13 protein-coding genes are annotated in these 12,736 nt (G+C 70.9%); 6 read left to right on the forward strand and 7 right to left on the reverse strand.

What is annotated here, in order from left to right; translation table 11 throughout:
* Positions 1 to 67: 67 nt before the first annotated feature.
* Together hutU and hutH are read right to left on the reverse strand one after the other, a co-directional pair.
* Entirely contained in the window at positions 68 to 1,723 is a 1,656-nt protein-coding gene (gene hutU, locus HDA39_RS28015) for a urocanate hydratase (RefSeq protein ID WP_184800128.1), read from the reverse strand.
* 24 nt (positions 1,724 to 1,747) lie between these two features.
* A complete protein-coding gene (gene hutH / locus HDA39_RS28020) occupies positions 1,748 to 3,292 on the reverse strand; it encodes a histidine ammonia-lyase (protein ID WP_184800130.1) in 1,545 nt (514 codons plus the stop codon).
* Between the two features lie 107 nt (positions 3,293 to 3,399).
* Here hutH and HDA39_RS28025 point away from each other — a divergent pair, with 107 nt between their 5' ends.
* The 3 genes from HDA39_RS28025 to HDA39_RS28035 are packed head-to-tail and all read left to right on the forward strand — an operon-like array spanning position 3,400 to position 5,270.
* The gene (locus HDA39_RS28025) at positions 3,400 to 4,293 is read left to right on the forward strand and encodes a GNAT family N-acetyltransferase (protein WP_184800132.1); all 894 of its coding nucleotides are present in this window, start codon (positions 3,400 to 3,402) and stop codon (positions 4,291 to 4,293) included.
* The gene (locus HDA39_RS28030; protein WP_184800134.1) at positions 4,290 to 4,487 is read left to right on the forward strand and encodes a hypothetical protein; all 198 of its coding nucleotides are present in this window, start codon (positions 4,290 to 4,292) and stop codon (positions 4,485 to 4,487) included. Before HDA39_RS28025 ends, HDA39_RS28030 begins: the two co-directional genes overlap by 4 nt.
* Positions 4,488 to 4,511: 24 nt before the next feature.
* Positions 4,512 to 5,270, forward strand: a complete 759-nt coding sequence (locus HDA39_RS28035; protein ID WP_184800136.1) for an IclR family transcriptional regulator domain-containing protein — start codon at positions 4,512 to 4,514, stop codon at positions 5,268 to 5,270.
* Positions 5,271 to 5,425: 155 nt separating this feature from the next.
* Here the strand turns inward: HDA39_RS28035 and rpsN are convergent, their stop codons facing one another.
* Positions 5,426 to 5,731 carry a 30S ribosomal protein S14 gene (gene rpsN / locus HDA39_RS28040; RefSeq protein ID WP_184800143.1) on the reverse strand — a complete coding sequence of 102 codons (306 nt, stop codon included), beginning with the start codon at positions 5,729 to 5,731 and terminating at the stop codon, positions 5,426 to 5,428.
* A gap of 3 nt (positions 5,732 to 5,734) precedes the next feature.
* Entirely contained in the window at positions 5,735 to 5,902 is a 168-nt protein-coding gene (rpmG, locus tag HDA39_RS28045; RefSeq protein ID WP_184800145.1) for a 50S ribosomal protein L33, read from the reverse strand.
* Between the two features lie 137 nt (positions 5,903 to 6,039).
* Between rpmG and HDA39_RS28050 the strand changes: the two genes are divergently transcribed.
* From HDA39_RS28050 to HDA39_RS28060, 3 genes are all read left to right on the forward strand, one after another.
* A complete protein-coding gene (locus HDA39_RS28050; RefSeq protein WP_184800147.1) occupies positions 6,040 to 7,140 on the forward strand; it encodes a CobW family GTP-binding protein in 1,101 nt (366 codons plus the stop codon).
* Positions 7,137 to 7,382: a type B 50S ribosomal protein L31 gene (locus HDA39_RS28055; protein WP_077018606.1), complete on the forward strand. Its 246-nt coding sequence runs from the start codon at positions 7,137 to 7,139 to the stop codon at positions 7,380 to 7,382. The genes HDA39_RS28050 and HDA39_RS28055 overlap by 4 nt, the downstream gene beginning before the upstream one ends.
* 201 nt (positions 7,383 to 7,583) lie before the next feature.
* The gene (locus HDA39_RS28060) at positions 7,584 to 9,005 is read left to right on the forward strand and encodes an aromatic amino acid ammonia-lyase (RefSeq protein WP_337925922.1); all 1,422 of its coding nucleotides are present in this window, start codon (positions 7,584 to 7,586) and stop codon (positions 9,003 to 9,005) included.
* Between the two features lie 43 nt (positions 9,006 to 9,048).
* On the opposite strand, the gene HDA39_RS28065 is transcribed toward HDA39_RS28060, so the two are convergent.
* The 3 genes from HDA39_RS28065 to HDA39_RS28075 all read right to left on the reverse strand — a co-directional run bounded on the left by HDA39_RS28065 (position 9,049) and on the right by HDA39_RS28075 (position 12,697).
* A complete protein-coding gene (locus tag HDA39_RS28065) occupies positions 9,049 to 9,981 on the reverse strand; it encodes a PE-PPE domain-containing protein (protein WP_184800152.1) in 933 nt (310 codons plus the stop codon).
* A 172-nt stretch (positions 9,982 to 10,153) separates the two neighbouring features.
* On the reverse strand, positions 10,154 to 11,389 hold the full coding sequence (locus HDA39_RS28070) for an SGNH/GDSL hydrolase family protein (protein ID WP_184800154.1): 1,236 nt from the start codon (positions 11,387 to 11,389) through the stop codon (positions 10,154 to 10,156).
* A 96-nt stretch (positions 11,390 to 11,485) separates the two neighbouring features.
* On the reverse strand, positions 11,486 to 12,697 hold the full coding sequence (locus HDA39_RS28075) for an SGNH/GDSL hydrolase family protein (RefSeq protein WP_184800156.1): 1,212 nt from the start codon (positions 12,695 to 12,697) through the stop codon (positions 11,486 to 11,488).
* Positions 12,698 to 12,736 lie beyond the last annotated feature (39 nt).

Consider the following 12,736-nt stretch of genomic DNA (forward strand, 5'->3'; position numbering starts at 1 on the left):
AGCGCTGTGAATTGCCGCGGTCGCACTCTGTGTCCGAATCCCCGTTCCCCCGTGCCGTACGCCGGGGTCAGGACTCCTGCATCGGAATCCGCACCCCACGCTCGGACGCGACCTCTGCCGCCTTCTCGTACCCCGCGTCCACGTGCCGAATCACCCCCATCGCCGGGTCGTTGGTGAGCACCCGCTCGAGCTTCTGCCGGGCGAGCTCGGTGCCGTCGGCAACCGACACCTGACCGGCGTGGATCGAGCGGCCCATCCCGACGCCACCGCCGTGGTGGATGGACACCCAGGACGCGCCGCTGGCGGTGTTCACCAGCGCGTTCAGCAACGGCCAGTCCGCGATCGCGTCCGAGCCGTCGAGCATGCCTTCGGTCTCCCGGTACGGCGACGCGACGCTTCCGGTGTCCAGGTGGTCGCGGCCGATCACGATCGGCGCCTCGAGCTCGCCGGAGGCAACCATCTCGTTGAACCGCAGCCCCGCCTTGTCCCGCTCGCCCTGGCCGAGCCAGCAGATCCGGGCCGGCAGGCCCTGGAACGCGACCCGCTCCTGCGCCATCTTGATCCACCGGGTCAGGTGCTCGTTGTCCGGGAACAGTTCGAGGATCGCCTGGTCGGTCCGCGCGATGTCGCGCGGGTTGCCCGACAGCGCCGCCCACCGGAACGGGCCCTTGCCCTCACAGAACAACGGCCGGATGTACGCCGGAACGAAGCCCGGGAAGTCGAAGGCCCGGCCGAACCCGGCCTTGCGCGCCTCGTCGCGGATCGAGTTGCCGTAGTCGAACACCTCGGCCCCGGCGTCCTGGAACCCGACCATCGCCGCCACGTGCTGGGCCATCGAGGCCTGCGCGCGCTCGGTGAACCCGGCCGGGTCCTTCTGCCGCTCGGCCGCCCAGTCCTCGAAGTCCACCCCGACCGGCAGGTACATCAGCGGGTCGTGCGCCGAGGTCTGGTCGGTCACGATGTCGATCGGCGCACCGGCCTCCAGCAGCGCCGGCACGATCACCGCGGCGTTGCCGAGGACACCGATCGACAGCGGCTGACGCGCCTTCTTCGCCTCCTCGGCCAGCTGCAGCGCGTGGTCGACGGAGTCGGCCCGTACGTCGAGGTAGCGGTGCTCGATCCGGCGGTGGATGCGCGAGTCGTCGACATCGATGCAGATCGCCACCCCGTCGTTCATCGTCACCGCGAGCGGCTGCGCGCCGCCCATGCCGCCGAGCCCGGCGGTCAGCGTGATCGTCCCGGCCAGGGTGCCGCCGAACTTCTTCGCGGCGACCGCGGCGAACGTCTCGTAGGTGCCCTGCAGGATGCCCTGGGTGCCGATGTAGATCCACGACCCGGCCGTCATCTGGCCGTACATGGTCAGCCCGAGCGCCTCCAGCTTGCGGAACTCCTCCCAGTTGGCCCAGTCGCCGACCAGGTTGGAGTTCGCGATCAGCACCCGCGGCGCCCACTCGTGGGTACGCATCACGCCGACCGGACGGCCGGACTGGACCAGCATCGTCTCGTCGTCCTTCAGCGTGGTCAGCGTGCGGGCCATCGCGTCGAAGGAGTTCCAGTCCCGCGCGGCCTTGCCCGAACCGCCGTACACGACCAGTTCGTCGGGGTGCTCGGCGACCTCGGGGTCGAGGTTGTTCTGCAGCATCCGCAGTGCGGCTTCCTGCTGCCAGCCCTGGGTGGTCAGGGTGGTGCCGCGCGCGGCGCGGACGGGACGGGGTCCGGACATGGGTGATCCAGCCTTTCCAGTTGATCAGGCGAGCGGGCCGGTGACGGCCTCGACAGCGGACAGGTAGGTGCCGTCGGCAACGAGCCGGACGGAGTGCTCGATCTCGGGGGCGAGGTGCCGGTCGGTGCCCGGCCCCTCGACGTGGGTGCGCAGCTCACGCCGTACGGCGGACGTCGCGGGCGCGGGCTCCAGCGGCGCGCGCAGGTCCAGCGCGCGAGCGGCGGTGAGGATCTCGACGGCCAGCACACGTTCGAGGCCGTCGACCGAGCGGCGCAGCTTGCGCGCGGCGGACCAGCCCATCGACACGTGGTCCTCCTGCATCGCGCTGCTCGGGATCGAGTCGACGCTGGCCGGGACCGCGAGGCGCTTCAGCTCGGACACGATCGCGGCCTGCGTGTACTGCGCGATCATGTGGCCGCTGTCGACGCCCGGGTCGTCGGCGAGGAACGCGTTCAGCCCGTGGTTGCGGGCGACGTCGAGGAAGCGATCGGTACGCCGTTCGCTGATGCTCGCGACGTCGGCGACGGCGATCGCCAGGAAGTCCAGGACGTAACCCACGGGAGCGCCGTGGAAGTTGCCGTTCGACTCGACCCGGCCGTCGGGCAGCACGACCGGGTTGTCGATCGCGGCCGCCAGCTCGCGGCCGGCGACCGTGGCCGCGTGGGCGATGGTGTCGCGAGCGGCGCCGTGCACCTGCGGCGAGCAGCGCAACGAGTACGCGTCCTGGACCCGGTTGCAGTCGGGCCCGCGGTGGCTGGCGACGATCGCACTGTCGGCCAGTACGGCGCGCAGGTTGGAGGCGGCGGCGCCCTGACCCGGGTGCGGGCGCAGTGCCTGGAGATCGGCGGCGAACACGCGATCGGTCCCGAGCTGCCCCTCGACACTCATCGCGGCGGCGATGTCGGCGGTCTTCAGCAGGCGGTCGAGATCGGCGATCGCGAGGACCAGCATGCCGAGCATGCCGTCGGTCCCGTTGATCAGCGCGAGACCTTCCTTCTCGGCCAGTACGACGGGCCGCAGGCCGTTCTCGGCGAGTGCCTCGCCGGCGTCGAGCAGGGTGCCGTCGCGGTCGCGGACCTTGCCCTCACCCATCACCGCGAGCGCGACGTGGGACAGCGGCGCGAGATCACCGGAGCAGCCGAGACTGCCGTACTCGTGCACGACCGGGGTCAGCCCCGCGTTCAGCAGGCCGGCGTACGCCTGTGCGGTCTCGACCTTCACGCCGGTGCGACCGGTCGCCAGCGTCGACAACCGCAGCAGCACGAGCGCGCGGACGACCTCGGTCTCGACCTCGGGGCCTGAACCCGCCGCGTGCGAACGGACCAGGCTGCGCTGCAACTGGGCGCGCAGCTCCGGCGCGATGTGCCGCGTCGCCAGCGCCCCGAAGCCGGTCGACACCCCGTAGTGCGGGATGTCGGCGTGCGCCAGCGCCTCGATCGCGGCACGTGACTTGGCGATCTCCTCCAGCGCGTGGTCGTCGATCCGCACCGTCGCGCCGTACCGGGCCACGGCGACCACGTCACCGGCGGCCAACGGCCCGGTACCCACCACTACTTCAGCTGTCTCCACCCGCCCATTGCACCGCGCCCTCGCCCGCACCGACAGGACCGCCACCCCAGTTGCTGTCTCAGATGCGAGACAGTTGCCGCGACCCTGTCGCGCAATAGGCTCAGGCCATGGTCGAAGTACGCCGGGCGGTCCCGGGTGACGGGGCGGGAATCGCGGCGGTGCTCGCGGCCTCGCTGCCCCGATTGGTGAAGACGGCCCGCGGGCTCGAGTCCGAGCTGCGGTCCAGTCCGTCGCGCGTCGTGCTGCTGGGCGTCGACGAGGGCCGGACGGTTGGCTACGGCAACGTCTACCTGCCCGATCCGGGCGAGACGGCTGAGCGGATCCGGGTCGCCGTGCAGGTGACACCGGAGCATCGCGGCCGCGGCGTCGGCCAGGCGCTGCTGACCGAGATCGAGCGGGTCGCCGCCGACGCCGGCGCGGTGTCCTTGCTGACCGTGATCGAGGACGACGACCGCTCGCTGCACTTCGCGCGGCAGCGCGGGTTCGTGGTCGACCGGCAGATGAGCCACTCCGAGGCCGTGCTCGCCGGAACGCCCGATCCCGTCGACCCGCCGGAGGGCCTGCGGCTGGCGTCGTACGAGGAGGTCGGTCCGCGGCCGGTCTGGGAGGCGATGTCCGCGGTGATCGGTGGGGACCCGAGCGGGCTGTCGTTCCTCGGGCCGTTCGACGAGTGGGTCGAGTCGGGCTGGAGGAACCCGGACCTGCGCCCGGATCTCAGCATCGTGCTGCTCGACGGCGAGCAGGTCGTCTCCCTGGTGAGTACGGCGGCCGACCCGGAGCGTGGCGTGATCTGGTCCAACCTGACCGGCACCATCCCGGCGTACCGGGGGCGTGGGCTGGCCAAGGTGGTGAAGTCGCACGCGCTGCGACGGGCCCACCTGGCCGGCCTGGCGACGGCCTCGACCGGGAACGACGCCGCGAACGCACCGATGCTCGCGGTCAACGACTGGCTCGGGTACCGGCTCGCCGGTTCGGCCTGGACGGCGGAGAAGACACTGTGACCAAGAAGCTCGTGCTGTCGCTGTCGTTCTTCGCCGCGCTGTCGATCGCGGTCGGGTTCCTGCTCTCGGGCGCCGACCGGACCTTCGACTGGCGGCTGGCCGGCGGACTGTTCGCGGTCGCCCTGGTCGGCGAGCTGACCCGGCTCAAGATCCGGCGCGGCCGCGCCCGGAGCGGTCAATCGTCCAAAATCTGAGACAGGGCCGCTACTCTCACAGTTGTGAGCGGCAACGTTCCCGCCTCGACCCGGACCCTGCGGGTACTGACGTTCCTGGCCACCCAGCCCGGACCCGTACCGATGGAGCGCATCGCCTCCGCGGTCGGCTTGCCGCGCTCGTCGACCTATCACTTGCTCCGGGCAATGATCGACGAAGGCTTCGTCGTGCATCTGCCGGAGGACAAGCGCTACGGCTTGGGGGTCGCCGCCTTCGAGATCGGATCGGCCTACCTGCGGCACGACCCGCTCGAGCGGCTGGCGCGCCCGCTGCTGGCCCAGCTCGTCGCCGAGGTCGGCCACACCGCACACCTCGGCGTACTGCACGGTCGTGAACTCGTCTACCTGTTGAAAGAACAGCCGCCCCGGCCGTTGACGCTGGTGACCGACGTCGGTGTCCGCCTGCCCGCCACCCTGACTGCCTCCGGGCGAGCCCTACTGGCGGCCCTGCCTCCCGCGCAGGTCCGGGCTCTGTTCCCCACGCCCGAGTCGTTCGTTCGCCGGACGGACCAAGGGCCGCAGACGCTCAGCCAGCTCCGACGCCTGCTTGCCGACGAACGCCAGCAGGGCTTCGCCATCGAGGAGTCCCACGTCACCGCCGGCGTCACCTCGGTCGCCAGTGCCGCCGTCGACCACGCCGGGCATCCGGCCGCCGCGATCAGCATCTCCTTCCGCAGCGAGTCGGTCAGCCCCGGCGAGCGCTCGTTGCTGGCCCGCCGCGTCCGCCAGGCCGCCGAGGCGTTGACCCGTCGGCTCCGCGGCTAGCCGGACGCCCACCACTCACCAACCGGCCGATCCGGACCGGTCGACGCCGGGCGTGAGCGTGCGGGGCTCTGAACGTCGGTGGTTGGTGAGTGGTGGGCGTCCGGCTCCGGACAGACCGATGGCCCGGCCGGAGCGGCCGGGCCATCGACTGCGGGTCACCAAGACGATTTGGTGATCCCCGGGAGCTCCCCACGGTGGGCCATCGTGCGGAAGCGGACTCGGGAGATGCCGGCCTTGCGCAGGAAACCGCGCGGGCGGCCGTCGACCACGTCGCGGTTGCGGACCCGGATCGGGCTCGCGTCCCGCGGCAGTTTCTGCAGCTTGAGCTGCGCCTCGCCGCGCTCGGCGAAACCGGTCGCCGGGTCGGCGATCAGCCGCTTCAGCTCGGCGCGGCGCTCGGCGTACCGGGCGACGGTCACTTTGCGCTGCTCGTTCTTGGCGATCTTGCTGGTCTTCGCCACCGGTTACCGCTCTTCGCGGAAGTCGACGTGCTGGCGCAGAACCGGGTCGTACTTGCGGATCATCAGCCGATCGGGGTCGTTGCGGCGGTTCTTCCGGGTCACGTAGGTGAACCCGGTGCCGGCCGTGCTCCGCAGCTTGACGATCGGGCGGATGTCGTTGTGCTTGGCCATCGACCAACCTTTCTGGGCGCTCGCGCGCCGTTGGACTCAGTACGGTGAACACCTGGGACCCGGATGACTATTCCGGCTCCTGGAGTGTAGGTTGTGTTGGTAATCATTTTCAATAAGCGTCGAGGAAGAGGGTACGGATGCTGCCGGTCACCTTGGTCAGCGGGGTCGACACCGCCACCCGCGACACCGCCGCGACCGATCTCCTGCGGCCCGCGACCGTCCTGGTCGAGTACGACGTGCGCGGGCTGGCCGGCGGCTCGGTCGTCCGGATCGCGCGGACGACGGACGGGGTGATCGACCGCGAGGTGATCCGGATGAACCACCCGTGCGTGTCCTGCGCGATGCGCGGGACGCTGGTCGAGCTGCTCCGGAGCATCGCGGTCGTCGGCCGGTACGACGCGGCGGTGGTGAACCTCCCGGCCGCCGGCGACCCGGAGGCGCTGGCCGAGGAGATCGCGCGGGACGCGTCCGAGGAACTGCAGGTCAGCGTGGTCCTCGCGGTCGTGGAGGCGAGCAGTTTCGTCGCTGACGCGACCGGCGAGGAGCTGGTCCGCGACCGCGGGATCCCGACTGCCGCGGAGGACAACCGGGCACTGGCCGAGGCTGTCGTCCACCAGGTCGAGTACGCCGACGCCGTACTGGTCGATCCCGGGTCGGCAGCGGGTTCGTTGGTGCAAGCGCTCAACCCGCAGGCCCGGATCGTCGTACGGTCTCGTGAGCTGGCCGGCGTCACGCTGCACGACCTGGCCGCCGCGCGGGCGCGGATCGAGCCGGGAACGATCACTGCACCGCTGCGGGAAGAAATCGGGCCCGCCCGGACGTTCCTCTTCTCGTCGGACCGGCCGTTCCACCCCGAACGCCTGTACGACGCGTTGGAGGACCTGGTCGACAAGTCCGCCCGCGGCAAGGGAACGGTGTGGCTGGCAACGCAGCCGCGGGCCCGGCTCGGGTGGGACAGCTTCGGCACGAACATCTCGCTCGGCGTCCTGGGCCGCTGGCTCGTCGACCTCCCGGCCGACCGCTGGCCGGAGGTGAGCAGCAGCCACCGGGCCCGCTCGGCCTTCGAATGGCACCCGGAGCACGGCGACCGCGCGAGCTACCTGTCCTTCACCGGAGTCGACCTCGACGTCTGGGAATTAGAACGCCGCCTGAACGGTTGTGTCCTACGTGCGGACGAAGAGGCCAGGAGCCTGACCGACCCGTTCGCCCCTTATCTGGAAGGAAGTACCGCTGCATGAAGCAGAACATTCACCCGGAGTACCGTCGGGTCGTTTTCCGCGACAAGTCGGGCAACTTCAGCTTCCTGACCGGTTCCACCCGCGAGAGCTCCGAGACGGTCGTCTGGGACGACGGCAACACCTACCCGGTGGTCGACGTCGAGATCTCGTCCGCGAGCCACCCGTTCTACACGGGTCAGCAGCGCGTGATGGACACCCAGGGCCGCGTCGAGAAGTTCAAGAAGCGCTACGGCCAGAAGTAAGACCTGACGCGGGGCTCCGGCCCCGCGCAAGACCAGGCACGGTCACCGCTCGACCCGGCGGCCGCTGCCACCCGGCCCGCTGATCCCACCCTCCCCCAGGATCGGCGGGCCTTCCTTTCGTCCCGCCGTCGTCTCGGATTCGAGACGGGGATCGTGGCGTGGTGCTTCAGCCGGTGGGTGGACAGGTCCCACACTGTGGCTGTGGAGCCGATCGAGCTTTCCGGGGCCGGGCTGACGCCGTTGACCGCTGTCGGCCTCGGCCAGCGCCGTACGCCGGTCCGCCTGGGCGAGGTCGCCCGCAAGCGGATGGCCGACTCGGCCGCGGCCGTCACCGAGATCGCGCGGCACCAGCCCGTGTACGGGCGTACCACCGGCGTCGGCGCGAACCGCGACGTGCTCACCTCCGACCCGGAGCACGGCACGCGGCTGCTGCTGTCGCACTCGACCACCGGCACCACGCCGTACCCGCGGGACGTCGTCCGGCTCGGCCTGCTGATCCGCGTCAACCAGCTCGCCTCCGGCGGATCCGGGCTGGTGCCCGAGGTCGCCGAGGCGATCGTGCGGCTGCTCAACGAGGACAAGCTCCCCGACCTGCATCGCGGCGGTGCGATCGGTACCGGCGACCTCGGTCCGCTCGCCGAGCTCGGGCTCGCGCTCGGCGACGTGATCGACGGGACCAGCGCGCTGCCGTTGCTGTCGAGCAACGCGATCACGCTGGCCGAGTGCTGCCTCGCGTACGTCGAGGCGGCGACGCTGATCAACGTCGTACCGCTGGTCGGTGCCCTGTCGCACGTCGCGATGCGCGGCAACGCCGAGGTGTACGACGTCCGCGTGCACGAGGCGCGGCCTCAGCCTGGGCAGGTCCGCGTCGCGAACCGGATGAGGGCTCTGCTCGCCGGTCTGCCGCTGGCGCCCGCGCGCATCCAGGATCCCTTCGGTCTGAGGGCTTTCGCGCAGGTGCTCGGGCCCGCGGTCGATCACGTCGACACCCTCGGGAACGCCTTGAGGGTCGACATCAACGCCTCGGCCGAGAACCCATTGGTTGCCGGAGGCACCGTCCTGCACAACGGCAACTGGCACGCGATGCCGATCGCCCTGGCGCTCGACTCGCTGCGCCTGAGCCTGCACAGCGTCGCGACCCTGTCCACCTCCCGCGTCGCGAACCTCGTCGACCCCGACTTCACCGGCCTGTCCCGCTTCCTCGCCAGCGGCGCCGACGCCAGCTCCGGCGTGATGATGATCGAGTACGTCGCCCACGACGCGCTCGCCGCCGTCCGCTCGACCGCCCAGCCGGCCACTCTGGGCACCGCCACCCTCTCCCGAGGCGCCGAGCACCACGCCAGCTTCGCGCCCCAGGCGGCGGTCCTCACCACCCAGCTCCTCGACGCCCTGCGCGAGGTCCTCGCCTGCGAACTCGTCACCGCCGTACGAGCCATCCGCCTGGCCGGCTTCACTCCCGTAGACCTCGCACCGGCCTCCATCGCTCCCTGGCTGGCCGACGCCCTGGTGGCCCTCCCCCCAGTCCTCGCCGACCGCTCCCTCCGCGACGACCTGGAGATCGCCCGAGGCCTGATGACCCAATGGGGCGACCGCCAGGTCGAACACCCAGCCGAGTCAGCCTGACCCACTTGCAGGTGGGCGCGGCGACCGCTCGGCGCCGATCAGCTCAGGCCGCTGCCAGTAGGCGGAACCATGGGCGGTTGGCCAACGCTGCAAGGGCTTCTGGGGGAACTACCGAGCCGAGGGAGTTGCGGGCGGTGACGGCTGCCTGGCGGGCCGGGCCGTCGCCGAAGAGTTGTTGCTGGATCTGCCACGGCGTACCGATCGGGAGCGGAAGTGGGGCGCCGTAGGGGATGCGTGGGTTCTGGGCGTGCAGGGTGACGCCGTTGCCGGTGTCCCGGATCGGATCCAGGTCGTACCCGTGGTCGCCGGAGGTGTAGCCGACCAGGCCGTTGGCGAAGGCGGCCAGGTTGGTGATCAGGTTGGTGGAGTTGCAGATGCCGTCGTTCTCGTTGCAGACCTCGCGGACCGCGATGCCGGCGTAGTCGTGCGGGCCTTGCATGGTGACGCCGGGCAGGACGGACGGCAGGTTGGTTTCGATGCCGCCGGCGACTCCACCTCGGCCGCCGGGACCGAAGGGACGGCGGGGATTGCCGTAGAGGACACCGTTGAGCTGCGCGTGCGGGATCGCCGACGACTGCGCGAACCGCTCAAGAACGTTGCCCGCGACAACGGCTCCTTCGGAGTACCCGGCCAGCGTGAGCTGCGATCCCGGGCACCGGCCGTGGAAGTCGTTGACGGCGGCGGTCAGCTTGCCGACGCCCTCGCCGACCGACGCGTCCAGCGCCAGCCGGTCGACGACCGGGAAGACCCCCGCGTAGTACGGCACCTGAACCACCTGCACGCCGGCCGGCACGTTGTGGTTGAAGCGCGAGTTGTTCCAGTTCACCAGCGACTCGCCAGCCGTGTAGCCGTCGGTCTGGAAGACCGCCGTCGCCGGGCAGGCGCCGGCCGCCGCCTCGGACGTCGTCACCACTCCACCGGCCACGATCAACGCGACCGCACCAACCATTCGGGCAATCGATTTCTCACCACGCATGAGCACTCCTCCGTCAGAAAAGGGAACGCCCGCAGCGTGCCGAGACCGGCGACCTCGAAGCAACCCCCACAAGACTGTCCGGCCCCCGCCCCAGCACGCCGAACGCGCAGGTCAGAGGCCGGACAACCGTTCTCCACAACGGATGCCGCCTATTCCAGCAGCATCGAAAGGCTCACCGGCTCAGCGCCGCCAGGTCGAAAGCGGCGGCCATCGCCTTGAACCCGTCGGCGTTCGGGTGCAGGTGATCACCCACGTCGTACGCCGGCAGCATCTTGCCGGGCGAGGCAGGGTCCCGGACGGCCTTGTCGAAGTCCACGACACCGTCGTACTCGCGCGACGTCCGGATCCACTGGTTCAGCGCCTGCCGGTCCGCCTCGCCCTCGACCGAGTAGTACCCAGCGCCCTCGTACGGCGTCAGCGTCGCCCCGAAGACCTTCAGCCCGGCCTCGTGCGCCCGCTGGATGAACTGCCGGTGCACCGCGATCAGCTCGGCCGGATCCGTCGCGCCGCGGCTGTTCCCGATGTCGTTGATCCCCTCCAGCAGCACCACACTGCGAACACCCGTCTGCCCGAGCACGTCCCGGTCGAAGCGCGCCAGCGCCGAGTCGCCCGCCGTACCGGCGTTGGCCAGCAGCCGGTTCCCGCTGATCCCCGCGTTCAGCACGCCCAGCTCACGCCACGACGGCTGGGCCAGCAACCGGTCGGCCAGCTGATCCGGGTACCGCAGGTTCTTGTCGATCGGCGACACGACGCCGTCGGTGATCGAGTCCCCGAACAGCACGACCGATCCGCGCACCCGGCTCTTCACGTCGACGCCTTCGATCACGTACCGGGCCGCACCCGGGATCGCCGTGTACGACGGACCAGCGGCCGCGGTCTGGTCCCCCGCCGCCGTGAACCCGGTCGCGTACCCGGCGGGGTGCTGCGTCAACGGCCCGGTCGGCCCGGGGAAGTACGTGCTGATCACCAGGTCGGTGTCGTCCGGGACCTGCAGCCGCACCGGGTCGGACACCCACTCGGTCCCGACCGGGATGGTCACCGAGGCCTGGCCGTTGAAGGTCACCGGCTTGACCTTGGCCGGGTCGACGGTCGGCGTGCCGGCCAGAGCATCGGCGCGCGGGACGACGGTCACCTTCCCGACCTTCAACGAACTGGTCCCGTAGACGTTCGACAGCCTGAGCCGCAGCTCGGATCCGCCGACGGACAAGTGCGCGACCTGGCGCAGCGTCGTGTCGGTGACGCCGGTCGCCGACAGGCCGGACGTACCGGGTGGGGTCACGGCAACGGCCCAAGAACCGACCCAGTCCGCCCCGAAGGACGGTTCGGCGGCGGCCGGAACGGCAGCAGGAGCGAGTGGAATGACGAGCAGAGCAGCAGCGGTGACGACCAGTTTGCGCAACGGGCGCATGACAGCACCTCTCGTGGGACGGACACGTAGTATCGATTCCACGCAGCACGCTCCGGGACCGCAACCCTACGGTCGGTGAGCGGTCGAACCCCTGCGCTAAGAGGTCAGCTGATCGAGGTCGACGGCGCGGACCATCGCCGCGAAGCCCTTCGCGTTCGGGTGCAGATGGTCCCCGCCGTCGTACCCGGGCGCGAGCCGCAGCGGCTGGTACGGATCGCGCACCGCGTGCTCGAACTCGACGTACCCGTCGTACTCGCCGGCCGTCCGGATCCACTGGTTCAGTGCCTGCCGCGCGACCTCGCCGCCGACGGTGTAGTGATCGGCCGCCCAGTACGGCGTGAGCGTCGCGCCGTACACCCGCAGCCCGGCGGCCCGTGCGCGAGCGATCAGCTGGCGGTGCGCGTTGATCAGCTGCGCCCCGGAGATCGTGCCCTTGCCGGCGCGGATGTCGTTGATCCCTTCGAGGATCACGACCGCCCGGACGCCGCTGCGCCGGACCACGTCCCGCTCGAACCGCGCGATCGCGGCCTCGCCCGAGACCCCGCCGTTGGCGAGCAGCCGATTGCCACCGATGCCCGCGTTCACCACGGCGTACTGGCGCTTGGTGAGGCGGTCGGCGAGCTGGTCCGGGTACCGCAGGTTCTGGTCGACCGGCGACGAGGCGCCGTCGGTGATCGAGTCGCCGAACAGCACGATCGAGCCCTCGGCCCGCGTCTTCACGTCGACCCCGGACACGACGAACCGCGCCATCCCCGGGATCTTCCGGTACGGCGCACCACCCGCGCGCGTCTGGTTCCCCGCCGCGCTGAAGGCCGACGCGTACCCGGCCGGGTGCTGGGTCAGCGGCCCGGTCGGCCCCGGGAAGTACGTGCTGATCACGACGTCGCTGTCGTTGCCGACCGGCAGGTCGATCGGGTCCGACAAGGACTCCGCGCCGACCGGGATCGTGACCGCCGCGCGGCCGCCGTACGTGACCGGGACACTCTTCAGCAGCTCGAGGTTCGGCGTACCGGCACCGCCCTTGCGGGGCGCGATCGAGCTCGCGCCGACGACCAGCGGCTGCTTGCCGAAACGGTTCGACAGCCGCAGCCGGATCGCGCCGCCGCCGAGCGAGAGGTGCGCGACCTGCCGGATCGTGGTGTTCCGTACGCCGGTCGCAGACGGCCCGGACGGACCGGCCTGCGTCACGGCGACACCCCAGCTCGCGACCCAGCCGTCCGGCGGCGCGACCCGCGCGGGCGCTTGCGGCGCGGGCGCACCCGGCAGCGATGAGGCGACCATGGCAATCGCCGCGATGAGCGATTGCATCCAGCTCTCGGCGAGCATCACGGGGGCGGCCTCACCGTC

Source organism: Kribbella italica, assembly GCF_014205135.1.
Lineage (GTDB): Bacteria > Actinomycetota > Actinomycetes > Propionibacteriales > Kribbellaceae > Kribbella > Kribbella italica.